We start from the raw sequence: 23,465 nt of genomic DNA on the forward strand, positions 1-23,465 counted from the left end.
CTAGATAAATGATTCGATTATTTCTTGTATTTGGGCTTGCTGCCAGTGCCGCGTATGCGGCGGAAAAACCAGACCTTGTGTTTATTATCGTCGACGACCTGAACGACTGGATTGGTGCCACGGGGGGGCATCCTCAGACCCAGACGCCGAATTTGGATGCATTGGCGGCGCGTGGCATTTTGATGATTAAATCCTTTGCGCAATTCGCAATAATTTGAACGATATCCCATTCGGTCGGACCTGTGTTCGTGGGGTTGCACCCCGCGCTGGAGTCGGTCAGACCTACGGCCCTTGATTTTTTATCTAAATTCTATTCGTGGGGCTCCTCCCCACGCTGGATTAGGTCGGACCTATGGCCCTAGGGCTGGAAGCCCGACCGACACTAGCATGCAGCTCCAGCTGCATGATCAAAACACAACTATTTTTAAGGGCCGAAGGTCCGACCGAAATAATGTCATTCTAATCAATGCCGTTGAATTAAGGTTTTTGAATTTGATTCAATTGTTGCTACCGGCGAGCCGCCGGTGCTCCCAGAACTAAATGAATTTCTTAATTCAACAGCATTGTTATTCTAATGATTGCGAATTCCGCAATTCCCGTGCTCTTTGCTGATTTAATAAATTCCACAAAGTATTCACAAGCAGATATCGTTTGCGAATATCCTGATGATAGTAGATATTTTTATATCAATTAAAATCTGCCCAACTGTAAAGAACTCACTTTAGGTCTCCGTGCTTATTCACAACAGTCTTCTACAATCAAAAAAAGTATAGAAAATAAATTATGAATCCAATCAAAACCCAAATAGGAAACTCGATAATAATAACTCAACTTTATTGCCAATCTGGAGCTTTCTAATCTTAGCGATGATATCGAGGAAAAGCAGAACCTTGCAGCCCAACACCCTGAGCGGGTCAAACATTTACACAAACTGTTAAGCGCATGGCGTAAGGACGTTTCAGCAAAACTGCCTAGAGGTCAAAAATATGCAACGCCATGATTGTCGAACAAGGCGTGGCTAGCAAGATTTGCTGTATCTTCAGAAAATCAAAATTCCTATCAGTATCAGTATCAGTTTTTAAATAAATGAAAAAGGAGTGAAAACTATGTATAAAGAAAAAAAATATCTGGTAATGCTATCCGCATTGCTACTCTCATTGTCGTCTGTTTTTGCCCAGACTACCTTCACCATCGAAAGTGAGAGTGATTGGAACAATGCTCTTGAGAAAAGCGAAGGTGTTAGTGTCAAAGATGGTCGTGTTGTCCCCGATGGGAAAACAGGTCTGATACGCAGCAAGCTTCAGCGTTATAACGCCAAACAGAAACTTCAATCGATCACCGTGGGACAATCACCCGTTTGGGAGAATTGGGAACCGCTCAAAAGCCTTGGTCCAGCCAATCTTGGAAACGCTCCGGTAATGGTTTGTGTCGGCCCTGATAATTATTGGATGTTTGGAAGATATGATGGCGCGAGAAACAGCAAGAACTTTAAGCCGCAAACTGCGAAACTTGATGGTTTTGATGTTCCACTGCAGACCACTCCATTCAAAAATCAGTACAATGCTCCAGGTGGTCTAATGCCTTCACTTGGAGGGTATCATGCATGGCAGAGTCGCGATATGCTTACCTGGGTGCATCATGGACCGGTTAGTGAAAGCTACTCTAAATGGGTAACCACTGCCGAATATGTAGATGGTAAACTTTATCTTTACTACGACTATCCAAATGACATGGACCCATACCTGTACATCGATGACAACCTTTTCGATGGTAAGCCCGGCAAGAATATGGGGCTGGTCTTTAAAGACCCTTCTTATGGATCCGATTGTGCCGTGATTAGGAGTCTTGATGGGAAGTTTCACATTATTTCTGAAGACTGGTCTCCAATCTCAGCTAACAATCATTCTTGGGACTCACCACTGGCAAGCCATGCGGTAAGTAAGGATGGAATAAAAGACTTCAAAATACTTCCACCTGCTGTTGACTACCGTACAACACCTACAGGTAAGATTGAAGCTTTCAAAATGCACTCGAATCAGAATCCAGCTTCATACCCACAGTCCCCGTTTCCAGGTCGCTTACCAGCACGTGAGTATAAATTTGCTAAGTATGAAGTTCACGAGCCCAAACAGGATGCTTACGGAGACTGGGCATCAATTAGCATAGGTGGTCAATATTATCTGTTTGGCGATTATCATCCTTCAAGTGCAAGGAAAGGCAGCAGTGGGATGAGCACAGCCTGGTTTACAGCTGCAAGCATTGATGAACCGTTCAAATTCTGTGGGAACATTGGAAAAGGTCATCCGGATCCGGATATTGGCTTTGCCGAAGGTCGATTCTACCTGATCAGTCAGACTGATGATTTCGTCAGCGATGGCCCGTGGGTTGAGAAGGTGGAAGTGCGTATTGGTGTTGATACCACTAATGATGGTGAATCTGATAGCTGGAGCGACTGGCAGGAGATTAAAGAGAAGTACGACTACATCAAAGGTTTCTCCAAGCAGGTGAAACGCATCCCTGCAGCAATGGACGTCAGCACGCTACCGGAAGGATACGGTTTCTGTTTCGAACTTCGACTCGAGGACACGACCGAGAACAAATCAAAACCGATCATCGACAGCATCACAATGACGATTGGCCTGCAGTAATATCGCTTTTCAGCCAAAAAGGGTAAGCGAAAACGAATCTTGGACTTTAATAAATAGCCGCTGAATTGCGGTTTGTGACATAGGAGTGAGAATGAAAACAATAATGATGGGAGTGTTACTCCTTTGTAGTGCTGGCGTTGCTCAAGCAGCAACCCCGGAAGAGGTCATCGCCGGATTCGATGCCCGCGTTGAGCAGATGTTCAAAGCGGAATCGGGCAAGCCGTTAGTGCGGGACAAAAAGTATCCGCCGATCAAGCCTGGGCGAGGTAATAGAGTTCGGTGGTATTCGTACTCCATGGTCGCGTACGCGGCTCGCTGCCTTTACTTGAACGAGTCTTTGGAGCCAGCGAACGCGGCCTTGGTAGAGAACGCGCAGCACTATCTGGACCATCCAAAGGATATCAATGACCGTGAGAGTTTCCATTGGCATGCCTCCGAGGTCATGCGGCTGTTGGAGATGTACGGTCCGAAGGGTACGGAGTCTCCGGGGCGACTCTCCCAGGAAACCGTGGATATTTGCCTGAAACCTATTTTTATGTATGCGGATCAATTTTCCAACCGCTGGGAATACAAGAAATCGAAGACCTGGCACATTTATGAGTCCGAGAACCATCATGCGATGAGTTTCTCCACCTGTTGGCAGTTCGCCCGGATCGCAAGGAACCATCCGGATTACAAGAATGTCAAGTACGCCGGTGGTCTTACACCCGCCCAGCATTACGAAGCCTGGAACAACTACTTCATCACCTACTGCCGGGAACGGGCAAAGAAAGGGCTGTTTATTGAGATGATGTCTGGCGGCTATAACAGCACCTTGATCAAGGGCATCTACAACTTTTACGACTTCGGTGAACCCGAAGTAAAGAGAGCGGCCGGTCTGTTACTGGATCTCTATTTCGCCTATTTTGCTCAAGAGCAGATCGACGGTATTCAGGGCGGAGGCAAATCCAGAATCTATTATGAGCAAGGTCTGCCCAGCGAACTGGTAAGCGGAATCAAAGAACTTGTGTGGTACTATTTCGGGATTGGAGAAGTGCCGCACGTGAGCGGTCATGACCTGAACGCCGCCCTGAGCGACTACCGACCGCCGGCGGTCGTGGCCGATCTCGTGCTCGATGTCAAAGGGCGCGGTCGTTACGAAGTGAAACAATTTCCCAGAGGGCTGGGGCAGTCGGGCGACCGCAATCCGTATCGAATGATGGTGGACAATGGCGGTATTCAACGCTACAGCTATTGCGATCCATCCTTCATTCTGGGAACGCCGATGGTCGCAGCCCGCCCGCTTGAGGACTGGGCGGCGATCAGTTCCCAGAACCGTTGGCAGGGGGTGATCTTTTCGGGTGAGACGCCATCCCGGATCGTCCCAATCCCCCGACCCATCGATAATCGGGTTGCCCTCAACGGCTTCTGGTCGGTGCAACGCAAGGGCTGTCTGATCACGCAGAAGCTCAAGTCAAATAGAGGTGCCGCTGAGATGATCGTCTGGATGAGTCAGGATGGACTCAGCGAACCCGTTGACGAAGAGGGGGTTATTTTTGTTGAAGCGCCCGGGGCTTACGCGGCGGTGCGGGTGGGTCAGAACGGATACACGCTGAGCGAAGAGGATTTCAGCTGTGTGAACCCCTTAGGCGCTATAAGCCATTCCCCGCTGGGGTGGGTCATCACTCCGACGGACAAGTATGCGCCTGTCATCCTGGAAGTGGTAGCGAAGGCCGACGTCAAAAGTTTCGACGCGTTCAAGCAGAAGGTGAAAGGGTGCAAACCTCAATTCAATGGAAAGGTGTTGAGCTATCAGTCGATCTATGGCGATACACTCACGCTAGATACCTCCTACCAAAAGACTCCGACGGTGAATAGGAAACCGATCAATTACAGCAAACCCAAGATGGCTTTCGACAGTCCGTTCCTGAAATCCAAATACGACAGTGGCGTCGTGACGATTGAAAAGGGTAAGCGAAAACTAGTCTTGGACTTTAATAAATAGCCGCTGTTAAATTTTTTGAACAGAAGGAGATAAAATGAAAAAACTAATAACTACACTTGTTATCTCGATGGCATGTTCACTTTTTGCAGACGAATCAGGTGCAGGTAAAAAACCGAATATCTTGTTTTTCTATGCCGATGACTGGGGCAAAATGGCGAGTTGTTATACCGACGATTCCGTGTTCGGAAAAATGAACGAAACGTTTCAGACACCGACGATCGACCGCTTGGCGAACGAAGGGGCGCGCTTTCGGAACGCCTTTTAAGCTTATGAGGCTGGCTCAGGACGAGAAGAAACAGGAAGATTATTCGTATGCATTCCATCATCTACCGAATATGATTGGTAAGGATCAGCCCAAAGCGGAACTGAAAGAATCCTACTACGAGAGCACCGACAATAATCATCCGGAGAAGAAGAAAGCGATGATCGAACGACTTGAAAAGCTTCTTGAAGGAACAAACCTCGACTGATAGCGAAAGGAACAATACCGTATACCACGTCAAGAAAAATCAGTGCCATGGAAAAAGCTTCTACCTGCTTAAACCTACAAAACGCATATAATAGAAAATCAATATAAAACCAGGTGTTACATGAAAACAAAATCCTTGCTCCTCGCTGCAATGGCAGCCCTATTCTCTCCTTTCATTTCTGCGGAGAATGCAAAACCCAACATCATACTCATTATGGCCGATGACCTCGGCTGGGGCGATACAGGTTTTAACGGTAGTAAAGTCATCAAAACACCTCACCTCGACCAAATGGCCACAGAAGGCCTCCAACTCGATCGCTTTTATTCGGCTTCAAGTGTTTGCTCACCCACTCGCGCTAGTGTCCTCACAGGTCGCAACCCCTACCGTTCAGGCGTTCCCACTGCCAACCATGGTTTCCTCCGTCCAGAAGAAATCACCCTACCCGAAGTCCTCAAGGAACAAGGCTATGCGACTGGTCACTTCGGTAAATGGCACTTAGGAACTCTGACTCACACGGAAAAAGACGCCAATCGTGGCAAACCCGGCAATACAAAAGAATTTAACCCACCTAAACTTCATGGTTATGAGGATGCCTTCGTAACAGAATCTAAAGTACCCACTTACGACCCCATGATTAAACCAAAAAAATTCGATAAAGGAGAAAGTAAAGGCCTCGGTTGGGAATACATCAAAGAAGGTGAAGAATCTAAACCCTACGGGACTTTCTATTGGGATATCGAAGGCAAGAAAGTCACTGACAATCTTAAAGGTGATGATAGCCGCGTCATCATGGATCGCGTTCTTCCCTTTATTGACCAAGCGGTCGCTGACGAGAAGCCCTTTCTCTCCGTTGTTTGGTTTCACACGCCTCACCTCCCCTGTGTGGCTGGTCCACGTCATCAGGAAATGTATAAAGGTCACCCCATCCACCTCCGTAACTACGCGGGTTGTGTCACAGCTATGGATGAACAAATTGGCCGCCTGAGAAAACATCTTGCTGATAAAGGCGTCGCAGGCAACACCATGATTTGGTTCTGCTCTGATAATGGTCCTGAAGACAATAACCGCCCCGACAATGGCAGTGCCGGTCACTTCCGCGGTCGCAAACGCGACCTCTACGAGGGTGGCGTTCGCGTCCCTGCCGTCATGGTTTGGCCTGCGAAAGTCAAAGAAGCCCGCAAAATCTCCGAGCCCTGTATTACTTCGGACTACATGCCCACAATTCTCGATGCTCTCGGCATCCCTCACCCCCAAGCTTCTTACGCAACTGACGGCCGTTCACTCATGCCGATCATTAATAATGAAGATTTTACAAGAGACAAAGAAATCGGCATCATGTTTAACAAGCGCATTGTTTGGCACAAAGGCCACTTCAAACTTCTCTCTTATGATGGCGGTAAAAAATATAAACTCTATAACCTGGTCAATGACCCTTCGGAAAAATCGGATGTCGCCGCTAAAAAACCCGAGCTCGTAGAAGCACTCAAAAAAGATATGCTTGCTTGGCACGACTCAGTAAAAAGCAGCTACGAGGGTTCTGAGTACGGAACTAAATCTCTCGATCGTTTAGGCAAATCCTGGAGTTCTCCACTAACCGCTAAAGCCAAAAAGACTAAAAGTAAAAAGGAAAAGAAATAATGATCAAATCCCGACCCTATCTACTAGCTGCTTCAGAGCTTATGGAGATTAAAAAATGATTAAAATGAAAGGTTTTAAAAAGGCACAGATGACAAAAATAATCGCCATCTTATTATTCCTAACATGCAGTATTTTTGCGGCAGAAACAGATAAGCTCAATGTCATTGTCATCATGGCCGATGATTTGGGCTACGCGGATTTATCCTGCACAGGCTTGGCTGATGATGTGCAGACCCCCAATATTGATCGCATTGCGAAAAAGGGGATTCGCTTTACTAATGCCTATGCGACATCTCCCATATGCAATGCTTCGAGAATTGGCATAGCAACAGGTGCTTACCAGCAACGTCAGGGGATGTACTGGTATCAAGGCAAGGGACTTCATGACCCCAAGTTTAACACCATAGGTGAATCTCTAAAAGAAAATGCTTATAAGACGGGCTATGTGGGGAAATTTCATCATGGCCGAAGTGATCAACCCAAGCATAGAGGGTTTCCACTCAATCATGGTTACGATAGCTTTTATGGTTTTTCGGGTGGCACTAAGCACTATTTAATACACAACAAGGCTAGTGAAAAAAAGATTTACCGTGCCGGTCCCATGTATGTTCAGGACAAGCATTTAGATGTGGAAGGTTTTACGACTGAGCTCTTCGGTCAACAAGGCCGGGATTTTGTGCGAAAGCATAAGGATGAGCCCTTCCATCTTTTCCTCTCATTTAATGCGGTTCATCATTACATCCACCAACTGCCCAAGTCCTACCTAAAGGAAAAAAATCTAAAGCCAATCCCTGATTTTATAAATACTAACAAAGGTAAACTTAAATGGCGTGAAAAATTTGATTCCCCGAATCATCCACAAGGCCGTCAATATTATCTTGGTCAACTCTATTATTTGGATCGTGAAATCGGCTTGCTTTTAGATGAATTGGAGACTCTTAAAATTGCCGACAAAACCATTATTGTTTTTATTGGAGATAATGGTGGTTGTCTCACCATATATGCCAATAATGGGGTATTGAAAGGTGGCAAGCGTACTGGTTTTGAAGGTGGCCTGCGTGTTCCAATGATTATTTCACATCCTGATATCAAAACGGCGAATATGGTATCCAATGCAACGGTTAGCGCTTTAGACCTGCATCCAACGATTTGTGCCATGACTGGCAGTGAAATTCCAAAGAATGTCGATGGCATCAACTTAAGCCCCATGTTTAACGGAGAACAGTTAGATACTGAGCGTCGTGCCCTCTATTGGGAGACACCTTACCAAAAGGCAATCCGCAAAGGGAAATGGAAGCTCTTAATCAATGAGAGTGATCCAAGCGCCGGCAAGCCTGAAAAAAGAGTTGAAGTTCTGAAAGGCACCTTCTTATACGATTTGGAAGAAGATCCGGGAGAAAGTAAAGATCTTAGTTCTGGGTACCCTGAAATAAAACAAGACTTATTAAAAGACCTGCAAAAATGGCAGGCTGAAGTCAAGAAATCTCAAAAATAATTGAAGGAAATTTATGTTCAAGAAAAACCCTCAGCAACAAACTAAAAATACTTTAAAGACCTTTGCCAAGTCCTGCCTTTTCCTATTTCCTATCATAAGGAATTCCTCGAGTTTGATGAATTCCTTGGCTTCGAAGCAGTGACCAATTATTTCCGCAAAGCTGGCGAAAAAGTAGCCCCGAGAAAAAAGCTTCTACCTTCTTAAACCTACAAAACGCATTAACTATTATATTTAATTACAATAAGTAAACACAAGCATATCTAAATTTAGGTTAATTATGAAAAAGAATACTTTAACATTATTGATTTCTTTTTGTTTCGTACTTTCGCTGTGCGCAGAGGAAACAAGACCAAACATCATTTTACTGATGGGCGATGACCATGGTTGGGAGGAGACGAGTTACAACGATCACCCTTATGTGAAAACACCGTATCTAGATGAAATGGCTTCGACAGGAGTTCGTTTAGATAACTTTTACGCGATGCCTTCTTGTTCACCGACTCGTGGCAGTATTCTAACTGGACGTCACCCCAATCGCTATGGTATTTTCAATCCGGGATATTCTTTGCGTCCGGAAGAAATCACAGTTGCTCAACTTTTGAAAAATGCCGGTTATGCAACAGCGCATTTTGGCAAATGGCATGTTGGTCCAGTTAAAAAGAAATCGCCTACCAGTCCCGGAGCGATGGGCTTTGATGAGTGGCTTTCTCATGATAATTTCTTCGAGATGGATCCGGTCTTTTCTCGTAATGGAGAAAAACCAGAAAAATACTATGGCGAAAGTTCTGAAATCATCATTGATGAAGCGATAGATTTTATTAAAAGAAAACATGAGAACAAGGCTCCTTTGTTTCTGGTGATTTGGTTTGGTTCTCCTCACGAGCCTTATAGCGGCACAAAAACTGACCTAGCTCTCTATAAAGATTTACCTGAGAAGTACTCGAAAACTAAAGTCTCGCTCACCTCAAATGAAACAGGTTTGAGAGTGAAGCGCCCCTTGCGCGATGTTCTTATCGAGCGTTATGCCGAAATTACCGCTATGGATCGGTCCATTGGTAAACTCAGGAATTCACTCAAAACCCTGGGACTTAAAGAAAATACCCTTTTGTGGTATTGTGGGGATAATGGAATTCCATCCAGTGGCTTGAGAGAGTCACGGTTCAGAGGATTAAAGGGAAAAGTGTATGAAAATGGCATCAGAGTTCCAGCAGTGATAGAATGGCCGGAAAAAATAAAGCATAATCTTATCTCTAAAGTTAACTCTGTAACAAATGATATGCTTCCAACTTTATGCGCACTGGCTGGGACAGATCTACCCAAGCGTCCTCTCGATGGGATTAATTTGCTCCCTGCAATACAAGGAAAGATGCAAAAACGTCCAACAACACTCAATTTTTGGCAATTTATAGCCGACAAAAAAGCACAGGCAAGCATGAAGCCTTACCTGGATCCAGAACTTCAAAAGGGAACGACCCCAGTCGCTAAGAAAAAGAATGGCGTTTTTACCCGAAATTTTAGCAACTACCAACACCCAAGAATCTCTGAAAAGGATTACTTGGGACCAAGAAGCATTATTAGTAATGATTATAAACTCGTGATCGATGGAGACAAAGGCACAGGTGTTGAACTTTTTAATCTTAAAACTGACATCTCAGAAAGTAAAAATCTTGCCTCCTCTCATCCCGATATTGCAGAAAAAATGTCTAAGCAATTACGTGATTGGCAGACAGATGTTTTGAATAGTTTAATGGGTCGCGATTACTAAGAGCTTGGAAGGCCTAAGTCAGATAACATTATCATTCGCTGTTTTTACTAGTGCGCTTGGGAGCACCGGCGTCTCGAAACTTTGTAAAATAAGGCTGAAGGCCTTCAAGCAACGTAGCCTATGGCAATCGCCATAGGAGTGCAATTCACCAACAACATGAAAAACTTCTTGAAGGAACAAACCTTCACTGAAGGTTAAGGACTAAACGATGAATAAAAAATATTTCCCATTTATGATCAGCTGTTTTTTCATTTTATTTTCTTTCACTTCAACTGTTTTTGCAGCTGAAGCCAAAAAGGAGAAAACCACACCATTTCAAATCAAAGCATCCACCTCCGAAGAAAATCATGATGCAACTTTGGCGGTTGATGGTGATAAAAAAACATATTGGATCCCCAAAGATACTCCGAGCCAATCCCGCCCACAGTCGCTCATCTTGAAGTATGACAATCACATTCTGGTCACTAGCGTAGAAGTGACTGGAAACTCCGAAAGCGAGGCGTTTAACGTGGAACTTTTGGGTTTACCTGGGGGGACAATTCCCCATGGAACCTGCAAAGCAGACCAGCCCTTAGTCCTTAATTTTGATCCGGTCAAGGCCCGAAGTCTGGAACTCCGTTTCAAAAGCGGAAAGGTTCAGGTTTCCGACATCCAGGTCAAACAGCTGCCCTTGCCCAAACCTACATTGTCCAATGTCCCCTATGGCAAGCACGAACGTCATACCATTGATTTCTGGAAAGCTCCCTCAGACAAACCCACACCCTTGGTTTTTGTTATTCATGGTGGAGGCTGGGGAGGCGGCGACAAGGACAGGGTTCATCGTTTTGCCGATGTTACTCCCCTGTTAAAGGCGGGTATCTCGCTCGTTGCTATTAACTACCGATTGATGAGGCATACCAAAGGTGTCAAGCCGCCGGTCAAGGTGCCCCTGCATGATGCTGCCCGTGCCCTGCAGTTTGTGAGAAGTAAAGCAAAAGAATGGAATATAGATAAACAACTCATTGGAGCAGCCGGAGGTTCAGCCGGTGCCTGTTCTAGTTTGTGGCTGGCTTATCACGATGATCTTGCCAAGCCGGATAGTGATGATCCCATTGCACGTGAATCTACACGATTGTATTGCGTAGCTGTTAGGGGACCGCAAACCTCGCTTGATCCACAGCAAATGAGGGAGTGGATACCGAACATCAAATACGGCGGGCATGCGTTTGGGAAAAAGAATTTTGAAGAGTTCATTGCTGAGCGCGAAAGCATTTTGCCCTGGATTGCCGAATACTCGCCCTATGCGTTGGTGAGTACCGATGATCCTCCTGTCTATTTATCGTACGGCAAAAGTCCGGCTGTTGGCAAAAACCAAAGCGATCCGACCCACTCCGCAAATTTCGGAGTAAAGTTAAAGGAGCACTGTGAAAATACTGGTATCAAATGTGACCTCGTGTACCCTGACGCTACTGACATAAAATACAAAACTACAACAGATTATCTTATTGAAAAACTCAAATCAGGAGCAGAACAATAGAATTTGAAAAAACTAAAACCATTAAATACTTGATCTATATATCAGTAAATCAAAATTCTAAGCAGTAAATCAAAGGAGATACAAATGAGAGCATTATTAAAAATAGCTGCAGTTATGGGCTTAGTCTGCGGAGCACAGGCGCAGGCAGCAGAACAATCGAAACCGAATATTATCTATATCTTGGCCGACGACTGGGGCCTGGGGGATGTGAAAACCTATGGCGGAGACCGTTGTAAGATCGACACACCGCACATGGATCAACTGGCTGCCAAGGGAATGAAGTTTACCGATGCCCACACCTCCTCATCGGTGTGTACACCAAGCCGCTACAGCGTGATGACGGGCCGCTATAATTTTCGTGGATCCAACGGAGTTGTGAATGGCTACAAGGCAGCAAAGATCAAGCCGGGACGGGAAACGGTTGCTTCGATGTTAAAGCAGAATGGATACGCCACCGGAATGGTTGGTAAGTGGCATATTGGAATGAATTTGCCGACCACTGACGGAAAACCACCACGCGGAATGGCAGACAATAAAAAAGGGACAGTTGATTCGAATATTGACTGGAATGGGACAATCACCGGAGGACCATACGATGTGGGCTTTGAGTATTACTATGGAATTAATGGATCGCTGGATATGCCTCCTTACGTCTGGATAGAGAACAATCGCTTTACCGAGCCGGGAACTAAACCGAATGATATGTGCCGTCCGGGACCGCAGGGTGAAAGCTTTGATTTTAGAGACGTATTACCTAAAATAACCAGAAAATCTGTTGCCTGGATACAAGAGCAGGCTAAATCGGAGCAGCCGTTCTTTCTCTATATGGCGCTGACCAGCCCTCATACGCCACTTGTTACTTCAGCTCAATTCAAGGGTAAAAGTAAGGTCGGACCGTATGGCGATCTTGTGATGGAAACCGACTGGTCGGTGGGAGAGGTGGTGAAAGCCCTTGAACAGGCAGGGATTGCGGATAACACGCTGATTATTGTAACTGCCGACAACGGATGCAGCCCGGCCGCGACAATCGGGCTTAAAGACAAGACAAAAATCCAGTTTCAGATGGATAAAGCGCTTGAAGAGAATCCCGACGCCCATTACCCGAGCGATATCTATCGCGGCCATAAGGCGGATATTTATGAAGGTGGTCACCGGGTTCCGTACATTGTCCGTTGGGATGCTAAAGTGAAGGCAGGAAGCGTGTCAGATGAGCCTATTTGCCTGGTTGACCTCTATGCGACTTGTGCTGATATCGTGGGTGCAAAAATCCCAGATACCGCCGCGGAGGACTCGGTGAGCACTCTTCCAGTAATGCTTGGCACGGCAACAGGACCGATTCATGAGGCCCTCGTGCACCACTCTTACAATAGTTATTTTGCTATCAGAAAAGGTAAATGGAAGCTGATTTTTGGACCTGATTCAGGCGGTTGGAGTAACCCGGCACCTCCATCTAAGAGAATAGTTAAGGGTAGAACCAGTACCGACCCTGCTAAGCTTCAGGAAAATGAATGGCTGCAGCTTTTTGATTTGGAGGCGGATCCGGCGGAATTGAACAACCTTTACGGCAAGTACCCGGAAGTGGTGAAGAACCTGACTGAGATTGGACAGAAGTATATCGATAACGGGCGTTCGACCCCGGGTGCGAACCAGAAAAATGATGTAAAAACGAGTTTGACGCCTAACTGGGTCGATAAGTACAAACGTAAAAGTAAATAATTAAAAGCTAATAGCATTATTGCGGACTCCGCAATGAGGCTTTTTGTAGAAATCAATTCAAGCACAGATCGAACAGATCAACACAGAAGAATTGATATCGACTTTGAACTCGGTCGGACCTTCGGCCCTCATACCGGGGGCTCGCTAAATCATGCACCTGACGCTGCATGCTATCATCGATCGGACTTACAGCCCTTAGTGATAGTAAAGTTCATCTACTTACAATAATTCTCTTATCGATTGAGTCGATAGACCTATTAATCTAGCAATAATATAGAGTAAAAAAGTATTAGCTAATAATGCTGAAAGCATGGATTAATAAAGCCCAATGGCGTGAGAGGCTGTGTGAAAAACACTCTTTTAGGTGCAGTGCACCGATAGAAAATAGCGTGTGGTGCAGCCACACGTATGAAAAAAAATGTATCTAAGGTGCAACGCACCGACACAAGGTATTGAATGTGTCGGACTTACAGCCCTTCAACTTCCTCTTTCAATACAATCATGCACCTATCGGTGCATGCTATAATCGGACGGGCTTTCAGCCCTAAATCAAATTATATTTGTTTTTCAGGTGCAGCGCACCGATAGACAATAGCGTGTGGTGCAGCCACACGTACGGGATAACAGGTTTTATCCGCCCGTATGGCAATACCTCGCGGATGTGAGTCCGACATAGAGTGTCGGACCCAAGTTTGGGCCCTGGCTTAATTTCGAACACATTTTCATGCCCCTGACGGAGCATGCTACGTTCTAGCGGACTCACAGGTGAGCCCTGACAATATAGATATTTCTTTATTTTTCACACAGTCTCTCACGAGCTAGGCTTGATTAAGGCATTCCTTCAGAATTCAAAAGTAAATCTAATTCATTGCCAAAGTAATAGGGCTGGAAGCCCGATCTATTCCAGCGTGGGGCAAAGCCCTACGAAACGAAAATCAAGAACAACTCCAGGGCCGAAGGTCCTAGCGAAATAATGTTATTCTAATGATTGCAAACTCCGCAATTTTTATGCTCTTTGCTGGTTTAATAAATTCCACAAAGCATTCACAAGCAGATACCGTTTGCGAATTTCCTGATGACAGTAGATATTTTTATAATCAAAAAAAGTTTACTTAGCTGTAAAGAACTCACTTCAGGTCTCCGTGAATATTCATATCTAAGTTTCTAAACACTGATATTCCACAGCGATATTTAACGCTATTGAAAGCTGATAAGGTGGCAGACTATATGTATAATTTCGAATTTTTAAGATAAGGATATTAATAATGAAAAAAAGTTTATTTATTGTAGTTTTGTTTTCAATTGGAGGGCTGCTTTGGGCAGACACAAGACCAAATATTGTTTTTATTCTCGCTGACGATATGGGACTCGGCGACATCAAGGCTTATGGGGGCGATCGATGCAAAATCGATACGCCTCACGCCGACCAACTCGCCGCCAAGGGCATGATGTTTCTCGACGCGCACACCTCCTCCGCCGTCTGCACCCCCAGCCGGTATGGCTTGATCACCGGGCGTTACTGCTGGCGCACAGAGAAGCAAGGCGGTGTCCTGAATGGCTATAAGAAAGCCTTGATTAAACCCGACGTACCCACCGTTGCCAGCTTCCTTAAAGAAAATGGGTATCAAACGGCCTGCATCGGGAAATGGCATATAGGTCTGAATCTTGACTCAACTGTTGGCAATAAAAGAACAGAATATAATGCCCTGGAGGCTAAGTGGAGAAAAGGTGAAAATGTTGACATAGATTTAGACTGGTCGGCCGAGATTAAGGGCGGCCCGGTTGATGTGGGCTTTGATTATTTTTTTGGGATTAGCGCCTCCTTGGATATGTCGCCTTACGTCTGGATTGAAAATAACCACTTTGTCGGCACGGGCTCGGTAATTAAAAAAGGAGATGGACGCCCTGGCCCAGCACATCCCGATTTTAAAGCGGATGAGGTGCTGGCGAAGACAACTGAAAAAACCGTTGAATATATCGACCAGGCGGTCAAGAACAAGAAACCCTTCTTTATCTATATGCCCTTGAATAGCCCGCATACCCCAATTGTTCCTTCGTCCGAATTTATCGGCAAGAGTGAGGTCGGTCTTTTTGGTGATTTTGTGATGGAAACCGATTGGTCGGTGGGGCAGGTCGTGGCGGCACTTGAGCGTAACGGCGTTCTGGAAAATACCATGATCGTCTACTCCGCTGACAATGGTTGCAGTACTACTGCACAGAGAAACTCGAATAAGTCTAAAACGAAAATTATTTTCCAAAATGGAGACGGGCAACCCATTGATCCGGACGCACATTACCCAAGTGATATTTATCGCGGCCATAAAACCGACTTATTTGAGGGCGGTCACCGCGTACCCTTTATTGTGCGTTGGGACAAAGGAGTTGCGCCGGGCAGTAGTTGTGATAGCATCGTTGGACTTACCGATTTTTTTGCCACCTGCGCTGACATTATTGGTAAACCCCTGCCGTCGCAAGTGCCGGACTCAATCAGCTTTCTGCCGCATCTTAGGGGCGAAACCCCAGATGCGAAGGGGTCGCGAAAAGATATTATTAATCATTCATTCAAGGGGAAATTCGCCATCCGGCAAGGGGATTGGAAGTTGCTGCTAATACCCGACAAAAGAGTTGCGCCGGCATCAGAAAATTCGCAAGCGCAGAAAGACAGCCGACCTGAAATTCAACTTTACAACCTTTCCAACGATCCAGGAGAAGTAAAAAATGTGCAAGACGCGCATCCTGAAATCACTAAAAGCCTTATCGCTCTACTAGAGACGCAGGTGCAAAGCGGTCGCAGCAACCCTGGTGCTCAATTAAGCAATGATGCTGAGGTGGACATCTGGAAAACCGCAAAAAGCAAAGCCGAAGCTAAAGCTAAAGCTAAAAGCAAAAAAGGCAAAAAGTAATCCCCGTGGGTGGATCGTCTTTCTTTTTCGGCGCATTCTCCTGCCCGCCAACTTGGCAGGACAATGTAATCATAAGGGTCATGAGATAGAGAATGCCCTGGGGACGTCGTAAAGGACAAGCTGTTCAAAAGCGCACTTCCCGCGAGGAAGGAACATGGATCAGTTCGGGTACAGGTGATCACGCGATCCAGCACAGCAATAAGCGCGCCGAACCGGCGCATCCAAACGTGGAGATGGTAAAAATAAGAAAGAAGAAAAAGCCGAGGAATAAGGATAAGAAAAAGTAGAGGCGTATCTGTCATCCGCTGATTTTTTGTTAAGGGGGGGGATTCACAAAAGTTAACAGAACCCAGACTGGAAAGGTAAAAAGCCCCCTGCCCTTACCGAATGAATAAACTAAAACTCATGAAATCAGGATAGAGATTTCACCCTGATCAAAAAAATTATACTACTAATATTAAAAGATAATTGAAAGTGGAGAAACATTACACAAAATGAATCAAAATACCATCAAGAAATATATACTCGCCATCACCGCAGTTTTTTTGACAAGTCCTGCGGACGCTGCTCTGCCCAAGGTCAAAGCAAGTAAGTTTGACTACACGGAAGCGGCTCATGTGCAGCCTCTGAATCAAGCACCTGCCCAGCCCTTATCTTTGTGGTATAATTCACCGGCAACTTACTGGGAAGAAGCCTTGCCCGTGGGCAATGGGCGTCTCGGCGCCATGATTTATGGCGGGGTTGCTAAAGAATTGATTCAGCTCAACGAAGATTCCATTTGGGCCGGGCCGCCCATCCCGAAGGTGAAAGAGAATGTAAGTAGCACGATTGATGAGGTTCGACAACTCCTCTTTGACGGGAAATACGAGGAAGCGCAGAGTAAACAACAGGCGACCATGGCGAAGCGCATTTCTCCTCGGAGCTATCAAACGATGGGGCAACTTCGATTTGACTTTGGTCCCATAAAAAAGGTAACTGCCTACCGCAGGTCCTTGGATCTTGATACCGCGATTGCGACGACTCGTTACACCATCGACGGAGTTAATTATACCCGCGAAGTCAGTGCAAGCCCGGTTGATGACATTATCTCTATCCGCATTGCAGCCGATAAAGCTGGATCCATTTCCTTTTCGACCCATGTTGAGCGCCAAGGTTATTTTAATACCCGAAATAAAGGAAACGATACTTTCATTGCTACTGGTCAAGCCTCACAAAAAGATAAACACCTGGGGGTGAAATTCGCTACGGTCTACAAGCTTATTGCTCAAGGTGGAACGACCCGTGCGAAAATGGGCGGATTTACGGTTTCGGGTGCTGACTCCGTGCTCATCTTAATTGCTGCGAAAACGGACTACAATCGCGATGACACGGCGAATCCCTTAAGCCATGATTTGGTGGCGCTCTGTGAAAGTAGTATTGCTGCTGCAAAGAAGAAAGGCTACAAAAGACTGAAATCTGACTCCATCGAAGCACATCAGGAAATGTTCCGCAGGGTTGAGTTAAACCTCGGAGAACCTAAACCCTGGTCAACTCTGGAACAACTGGAACGCTATAAGAAGGGTGAAAGTGACCCAGCTTTGGAAGCACTATATTTCCATTACGGCAGATACCTCTTGATCTGCTCGTCAAGACCAGGCAACTTGCCGGCCAACCTCCAGGGCCTTTGGTGTAAGGACCTTAAAGCAGCCTGGAACAGTGATTATCATATCAACATCAATCTCCAGATGAATTACTGGCTCGCCGAACCGGCCAACCTTTCCGAATGTCACCTGCCTTTCATGGGCTATCTTGAACGATTGGTACCCTCAGGGCAAAAGACCGCCAAGGACTTATACGGTTGCGGAGGATTCTTTGCGGGTCACACGTCCGATGTTTGGCATGGTACTGTTCCTTATGGGAAGGTGCAGTACGGTCAGTTCGTCGTCGGTGGTGCCTGGTGTACGCAGCACTTCATGGAACATTACCGCTTCACCGGAGATAAAAAATTCTTAAAGAACCGCGCTTTCCCCATTCTAAAAGAAGCCTCGCTATTCTTTCTGGATTGGCTGGTGGAAGATCCAAAAACTAAGAAACTGGTTTCCGGCCCCAGCACCTCCCCGGAGAACAGGTTTTTTGCCCCGGGGACAAAGACACTCTGCAACCTAACCATGGGTCCGAGCATGGATCAACAAATTATTTGGGAGGTATTCAGCAATACACTGGAAGCGGCGCAATTGCTAGGTATAGAAGATGATTTCACCCGTTCTGTTAAAAAGTCCCTCGATCAGCTGGCCCTGCCAAAGATCGCTTCGGATGGTCGCCTGATGGAATGGGCCGAAGAACTTGAGGAAGAGGAACCTGGTCACCGTCACATCTCCCACCTATATGGTCTGCATCCTGGTAACCAATATAATTTCTACGACAATCCTGAAATGGTGGCTGCTGCACGAAAAACTATCGACCACCGACTCGCAGGCGGAGGGGGTCATACCGGTTGGAGCCGGGCCTGGATTATCAACTTCTGGGCACGGTTTATGGATGCGGAAAAGGCCCATGAAAACATTAGCTTACTACTTAAGGAATCTACCTACAACAATCTCTTTGATGGACATCCTCCTTTCCAAATCGACGGCAACTTTGGTGGCGCCGCTGGAATTGCGGAAATGCTCCTGCAATCACACGCAGGACAAATCGACCTGCTCCCCGCCTTGCCCAAAGCATGGCCAAATGGCTCCGTCAAAGGGCTTTGTGCAAGAGGTGGATTTGAATTGGACCTGAAGTGGCAAAACGGAAAACTCACCTCGGCCACCCTGCACTCTAAATTGGGCCACCCCTGTACAGTTCGTTACGGCGAAAAGACTATTAAACTGTCGATTCCAGCGGGTAAAAGCACCGTTTTCGATGAGCATCTTATCAAAAAGAAACGCTAGGAAAGAAATAAGATAAGAGTCAATGAATCCGTCACTAAGGAGAAATAGATGATCAAACAATTTATACTCTTGAGCTTTGTAATGGCCCTGGGAATTTGGGCTGACGATGGTCTCAAAGTGGCGAATTTAAACTCGGTAAAGTGCGACAAAAAGGCTCTTAGCCAATTAGTCGTAAAACTGAAAGATGAGGAGTTCGGTAAAGTCTGCAGTCTCCTCATTGCCAAGGGAGATACTTTGCTCATTGAGGAGTATTTCGGAGATGCGAATAAAGATAAACTTCATCCAACAAGATCCCACACCAAGAGTATGACTTCCTATGTCGTCGGCAAGGCTATTGAACAGGGTAAAATAAAAAGCGTTAACGATCCTATTCTCAAATACCTGCCTGAAGTGGATGCGAGTAAATTACTTCCAGGTGTGGAAAGGATAACCATAAAAGATTGTCTTTCGATGAGCGCCGGGCTTCGTGGCAGTAAGAATAATAAACAGCCAAAGGGGCTCAAAAAAGATGAGCTTATTCCCTGGATTCTTGAGAACTGGACTGAAAAGCTGGTGACGGGAGAACGCAGATTTAGCTATTCCTACTCCGATCCGATAATCATAAGCCATGTTCTTTACAATGCCACCGGCAAGACGATTGAGGAAATGGCAGCGAAGCATTTCTTTAAGCCGATGGGTATCAAAAAACATAAATTCAGGACCTTTGGGAATGGCTTAACCAATCCGATTGATAATATGGAGCTGCGCTCGCGCGATCTACTCAAGCTCGGACTGCTGACACTGAACGGAGGAGTCTGGAACGGCAAGCAGCTTTTAAATAAATCCTATATCGACGAGGCCACTACTGCGCATGCGGTAGTCAATAAGAATGAATCATACGGTTACTTCTGGTGGGTCAATCGGATCAAAGTCAAAGGAAAAACCTATGAAGTGAAGACGGCCTTTGGCGCCGGTGGTCAAATGATCTACGTGATTCCTGAATTTGATATGGTCGTCGTATTTACTGCGGAAAAGGCCGATAAAAGAAAGCTTTTAGCCCTGCTGCAGGACACCATAGTTCCAGCATTTTTAGCTAATAAATAATGATGGGGGGGTAATGGTAGAGAACTTAAGGGGTTTCAAGCTTGTGTACAAGATTTTTAATTGGCCCGCGGGGGCTCCCCGCTCGCCGAAGGCATTTACATATGGGGCTCCGCCCCAAAACCCGACCAAGGGTACAAGTACCCTTGATAATCCCAACGCTAGTCGCTGCGCGCCCGCGCTTAATTTTAACCTTATATCTGCTTAAGTTCCCTACCATTAGGTGGGCTCCCCGCTCGCCGAAGGCATTTAAATATGGGGCTCCTCCCCAAAACCCGACCAAGGGTACAAGTACCCTTGATAATCCCAACGCTAAATTGAAACAGATACACACAAAATGAAACACACACTCACGCTCTCAGCCGTACTTACTTGTCTCTGCCTAGGCCTCTTCCCCTTGATCGGCTTGGCAGTAGAGAAAGAACGTCCGAACATCATTTTGATGATTGCTGACGACATGCCCATGAAAGACTGGGCGACATACGGCAATACCTTCGCCAAAACGCCCAATATAGATACCATGGCGCGACAAGGGCTAAGGTTCAACAACGCTTTCTGCGGCTCGCCGGTCTGCCATCCAGCAAGGTCGGTACTGCTAACAGGCCAGGAAATTTGGCGTTTACGGGATGCTGCACTTTTCGGTGGAACATTGCATGAAGACATCACGACCTATGTTGATCTGTTGAACAAGGCAGGCTACGACCTGGCCTATAGTGGCAAAGGATGGGGACCAGGCGCGCTGTCACCAGGCGGTAGGACTTCGCCTCCAACGGGAAGAAGGTCCAGTCTAGCTGCTGTCCTCAAGCAAGATAGCAAGCGACCCTTCTGTTTCTGGTGGGGAACAATATTGGGTCATCGAGAATTCAATTATCAACCGGATGGCCGCTCCCTAGACGCAATCACACTTCCGCCCTATATCCCGGATACACCGGCTGTGCGCAAGGACTATGCTGGATATTACCAGGAAGTAGAAGCCTTCGATACTGAGGTCGGCAAGGTGATACAGCAACTCGACAAAGCAGGTGTGGCTGATAACACCATCCTGATCATTACCTCTGATCATGGCATGCCTTGGCCTCGGGGTAAAGGGAGTCTCTACGACCTCGGCACCCGAGTACCACTAATTATCCGCTGGCCGGCGCGAATCAAGCCCGGCCGAGTCGTCAATGATTTCATCAGTTTTACCGATTTTGCCCCCACCTTTCTTGAAGCCGGTGACGTAAATGTACCAACTCAAATGACGGGTAAGAGCCTGATGACTATTCTCGAATCCCCAAAGAGCGGGACAATCGAAGCAAAACGTGACCGAGCGCACCTAGGCCTCGAAGCGCATCCCACAACAGGACCTTATACCTGGTGGCTCGGTTACATGTCGTGTCGTGCCATCCGCACAGCTGAATTCCTCTATATTCGCAACTACCCTCGCGACGGGCACACAGGCTGGAAACCGACACAAGCAGGTCCGATTGTAGACATCATGCAGAAACAGATGGCAACAGATGAAACAGCCAAACAGCATTACAATTTATGCTTCGGAATTCGCCCGGAAGAAGAGCTGTATGACATCAAGGCCGACCCTCACCAAGTGAAGAACCTAGCCGCAGACCCTCGCTTCTACGAAACTAAACAAAAGCTCAGTGCAGCCCTCAGCGAGCATATGAAGCTCACTGGTGATCCGCGAGCAAGCGACGATGGTGATATCTTCAAGCACTACCCCGTCTGGTGTTCAGGAGGAGGACGCAAAATGGGTGGCTACAATAGCGCCGGAGTGCTGGAGGTATTTCCCGAGGCAGAATATGCTGACTGGATTAAGAAAAATTTCCCTCTAAAGAAGGAGATAAAAAGCACTTACTAAAAACAGTTTATCGACCGCCGAAGTAGACGGTCGAGCGAATAGCTGGCGCGTATCGTAGGTTCTGACCTTAGGTCTTAATTAGTAGTACATTGTTGCCTACGTAGCAATGCCTAAATCATTCTTAATTATCAATTAAAATCTGCCCAACTGTAAAGAAATAAGTTCAGGTCTCCGTGATTATACACATCTCAGGTTCTCAATACTGATATTCCACAGAAATATGTGAATTGATTTAATGCTGATAAGGTGGAAAGCGATATGTATAATTTCGAAATTTTAAGATAAGGATATTAATGATGAAAAAAAAGTTAAAAAAATGTTAACGATTTGACCATCGATGGCAGCGGGGCAACGATTCTCTATAATAAAAACAAAAACGAAGCAGAGAATCCACCTAACAAGAAATAGTATTTCTTGCCGGTGGTTCTTGGCGTTCGACATAAAGAAGGAACTGGAAATAAACATATGAAAACATCAAACACAAACCGCCTCATGGGCCTTATTTTATGCGGTATTGCTTTTTGGAGCACCGCACTCATTGCGAATGCGAACGACGAGCAGCCAGGCAAACTTATTATGCTCTGGCCCAAAGATGTCGCGAGTCCGGATCCCAAAGGCATGGGAACGATGAAGCCGGGTCGAAAAGGCTCCCTCCGTCTCACTGATATCACTCAACCTTACTTGCGCTTCTTCCCAGCTCCTGCCGGGAAGAAGCCTCGCCCCGTGGTCATTGTAAGCCCGGGAGGAGGCTACATGCATATTGGTAGCAACGCGGGGAGGTACCAGATCGCCAAATGGTACAATGATCACGGAATCTCCGCCTTTGTCCTGCATTACCGAATTCCCAAGCATCGCAATCGTGCCTATCAGGATATTCAGCGAGCGGTCCGGATTGTCCGCTCGCGAGCTGCTGAGTGGAACATCGACCCAGAGCGGATAGGAGTCATGGGTACCTCTGCGGGCGGGCACCTCTCGGCCTGGGTCAGTACCGGTTATGATACTCCAAGCTATAAGGCCGTCGATGAGCTGGACGGAGCCAGCTGTAAACCGAACTTCACGGTCTTGCTTTGCCCGGCCTACTTGAACAAGGGGAAGGCACTAGCTAAGGAGTTTACGGTTACCGATAAACTCAGCCCCACTATAATTATAACATGCAAAGACGACGGCTTTTTTATAGGTAGTGAAGTTTACGCCAAGGCTCTGGAAGAAGCCGGCGCCTCCGTTCGCACCCACTTTTTTAAGAAAGGCGGTCACGGTATCAATCTTAACTCGAAACATCACCCGCTTTCCACCTGGCCAGATCTTTATCTGCAATGGTTGAGAGACATCAAGATTATTGAATAAGGAGCCGAAGCAGAGAATGCACCTGACAAGAAATAGCATTTCTTGCCGGTGATTCTTAGCCTTAGCCAATAGTGAAAAATAAAGAAATATCTATATTGTCAAGGCTCACCTGTGAGTCCGCTAAAATGTAGCCTGCCCCGTG

Annotated in this window: 16 protein-coding genes; all 16 read left to right on the forward strand. The window is 46.3% G+C overall.

The window, feature by feature from the left end; translation table 11 throughout:
- Positions 1-8: 8 nt before the first annotated feature.
- The 16 genes from PQO01_RS09345 (at position 9) to PQO01_RS09420 (ending at position 23,323) form a co-directional block, all read left to right on the forward strand.
- A complete protein-coding gene (locus tag PQO01_RS09345) occupies positions 9-218 on the forward strand; it encodes a hypothetical protein (protein ID WP_274313749.1) in 210 nt (69 codons plus the stop codon).
- Positions 219-1,106: 888 nt separating this feature from the next.
- Positions 1,107-2,648, forward strand: a complete 1,542-nt coding sequence (locus PQO01_RS09350) for a hypothetical protein (RefSeq protein ID WP_274313750.1) — start codon at positions 1,107-1,109, stop codon at positions 2,646-2,648.
- Between the two features lie 91 nt (positions 2,649-2,739).
- Positions 2,740-4,632 carry a hypothetical protein gene (locus PQO01_RS09355; RefSeq protein WP_274313751.1) on the forward strand — a complete coding sequence of 631 codons (1,893 nt, stop codon included), beginning with the start codon at positions 2,740-2,742 and terminating at the stop codon, positions 4,630-4,632.
- Between the two features lie 34 nt (positions 4,633-4,666).
- Positions 4,667-4,897 carry a hypothetical protein gene (locus PQO01_RS09360; RefSeq protein WP_274313752.1) on the forward strand — a complete coding sequence of 77 codons (231 nt, stop codon included), beginning with the start codon at positions 4,667-4,669 and terminating at the stop codon, positions 4,895-4,897.
- 4 nt (positions 4,898-4,901) lie between these two features.
- The gene (locus tag PQO01_RS09365; protein WP_274313753.1) at positions 4,902-5,102 is read left to right on the forward strand and encodes a hypothetical protein; all 201 of its coding nucleotides are present in this window, start codon (positions 4,902-4,904) and stop codon (positions 5,100-5,102) included.
- A gap of 120 nt (positions 5,103-5,222) precedes the next feature.
- On the forward strand, positions 5,223-6,740 hold the full coding sequence (locus PQO01_RS09370; RefSeq protein WP_274313754.1) for a sulfatase family protein: 1,518 nt from the start codon (positions 5,223-5,225) through the stop codon (positions 6,738-6,740).
- Between the two features lie 55 nt (positions 6,741-6,795).
- A complete protein-coding gene (locus PQO01_RS09375) occupies positions 6,796-8,235 on the forward strand; it encodes a sulfatase family protein (protein ID WP_274313755.1) in 1,440 nt (479 codons plus the stop codon).
- A gap of 277 nt (positions 8,236-8,512) precedes the next feature.
- Positions 8,513-10,000, forward strand: coding sequence for a sulfatase family protein (locus tag PQO01_RS09380; RefSeq protein WP_274313756.1), 1,488 nt, complete (start codon positions 8,513-8,515; stop codon positions 9,998-10,000).
- A gap of 208 nt (positions 10,001-10,208) precedes the next feature.
- Complete coding sequence (locus PQO01_RS09385) at positions 10,209-11,516, forward strand: discoidin domain-containing protein (protein WP_274313757.1); 1,308 nt, start codon at positions 10,209-10,211, stop codon at positions 11,514-11,516.
- An 84-nt stretch (positions 11,517-11,600) separates the two neighbouring features.
- Entirely contained in the window at positions 11,601-13,232 is a 1,632-nt protein-coding gene (locus PQO01_RS09390) for a sulfatase family protein (RefSeq protein ID WP_274313758.1), read from the forward strand.
- A gap of 1,265 nt (positions 13,233-14,497) precedes the next feature.
- Complete coding sequence (locus PQO01_RS09395) at positions 14,498-16,135, forward strand: sulfatase family protein (RefSeq protein WP_274313759.1); 1,638 nt, start codon at positions 14,498-14,500, stop codon at positions 16,133-16,135.
- Positions 16,136-16,227: 92 nt separating this feature from the next.
- Positions 16,228-16,422 carry a hypothetical protein gene (locus PQO01_RS09400; protein WP_274313760.1) on the forward strand — a complete coding sequence of 65 codons (195 nt, stop codon included), beginning with the start codon at positions 16,228-16,230 and terminating at the stop codon, positions 16,420-16,422.
- 207 nt (positions 16,423-16,629) lie between these two features.
- Entirely contained in the window at positions 16,630-19,044 is a 2,415-nt protein-coding gene (locus PQO01_RS09405) for a glycoside hydrolase family 95 protein (protein ID WP_274313761.1), read from the forward strand.
- Between the two features lie 48 nt (positions 19,045-19,092).
- Positions 19,093-20,127 carry a serine hydrolase domain-containing protein gene (locus PQO01_RS09410; RefSeq protein WP_274313762.1) on the forward strand — a complete coding sequence of 345 codons (1,035 nt, stop codon included), beginning with the start codon at positions 19,093-19,095 and terminating at the stop codon, positions 20,125-20,127.
- Between the two features lie 334 nt (positions 20,128-20,461).
- Entirely contained in the window at positions 20,462-21,979 is a 1,518-nt protein-coding gene (locus PQO01_RS09415) for a sulfatase family protein (RefSeq protein ID WP_337994443.1), read from the forward strand.
- A 465-nt stretch (positions 21,980-22,444) separates the two neighbouring features.
- Positions 22,445-23,323 (forward strand): alpha/beta hydrolase, encoded by an 879-nt coding sequence (locus PQO01_RS09420; protein WP_274313763.1) that lies wholly within the window; start codon positions 22,445-22,447, stop codon positions 23,321-23,323.
- The last annotated feature ends 142 nt before the right edge of the window (positions 23,324-23,465 follow it).

Source organism: Lentisphaera marina (genome assembly GCF_028745505.1).
In the GTDB taxonomy this organism is placed as follows: domain Bacteria; phylum Verrucomicrobiota; class Lentisphaeria; order Lentisphaerales; family Lentisphaeraceae; genus Lentisphaera; species Lentisphaera marina.

Coding starts and splice junctions, on each gene's coding strand:
- PQO01_RS09345 (WP_274313749.1), top strand. CDS start 9: ATGATTCGATTATTTCTTGTATTTGGGCTTGCTGCCAGTGCCGCGTAT.
- PQO01_RS09350 (WP_274313750.1), top strand. CDS start 1,107: ATGTATAAAGAAAAAAAATATCTGGTAATGCTATCCGCATTGCTACTC.
- PQO01_RS09355 (WP_274313751.1), top strand. CDS start 2,740: ATGAAAACAATAATGATGGGAGTGTTACTCCTTTGTAGTGCTGGCGTT.
- PQO01_RS09360 (WP_274313752.1), top strand. CDS start 4,667: ATGAAAAAACTAATAACTACACTTGTTATCTCGATGGCATGTTCACTT.
- PQO01_RS09365 (WP_274313753.1), top strand. CDS start 4,902: ATGAGGCTGGCTCAGGACGAGAAGAAACAGGAAGATTATTCGTATGCA.
- PQO01_RS09370 (WP_274313754.1), top strand. CDS start 5,223: ATGAAAACAAAATCCTTGCTCCTCGCTGCAATGGCAGCCCTATTCTCT.
- PQO01_RS09375 (WP_274313755.1), top strand. CDS start 6,796: ATGATTAAAATGAAAGGTTTTAAAAAGGCACAGATGACAAAAATAATC.
- PQO01_RS09380 (WP_274313756.1), top strand. CDS start 8,513: ATGAAAAAGAATACTTTAACATTATTGATTTCTTTTTGTTTCGTACTT.
- PQO01_RS09385 (WP_274313757.1), top strand. CDS start 10,209: ATGAATAAAAAATATTTCCCATTTATGATCAGCTGTTTTTTCATTTTA.
- PQO01_RS09390 (WP_274313758.1), top strand. CDS start 11,601: ATGAGAGCATTATTAAAAATAGCTGCAGTTATGGGCTTAGTCTGCGGA.
- PQO01_RS09395 (WP_274313759.1), top strand. CDS start 14,498: ATGAAAAAAAGTTTATTTATTGTAGTTTTGTTTTCAATTGGAGGGCTG.
- PQO01_RS09400 (WP_274313760.1), top strand. CDS start 16,228: ATGCCCTGGGGACGTCGTAAAGGACAAGCTGTTCAAAAGCGCACTTCC.
- PQO01_RS09405 (WP_274313761.1), top strand. CDS start 16,630: ATGAATCAAAATACCATCAAGAAATATATACTCGCCATCACCGCAGTT.
- PQO01_RS09410 (WP_274313762.1), top strand. CDS start 19,093: ATGATCAAACAATTTATACTCTTGAGCTTTGTAATGGCCCTGGGAATT.
- PQO01_RS09415 (WP_337994443.1), top strand. CDS start 20,462: ATGAAACACACACTCACGCTCTCAGCCGTACTTACTTGTCTCTGCCTA.
- PQO01_RS09420 (WP_274313763.1), top strand. CDS start 22,445: ATGAAAACATCAAACACAAACCGCCTCATGGGCCTTATTTTATGCGGT.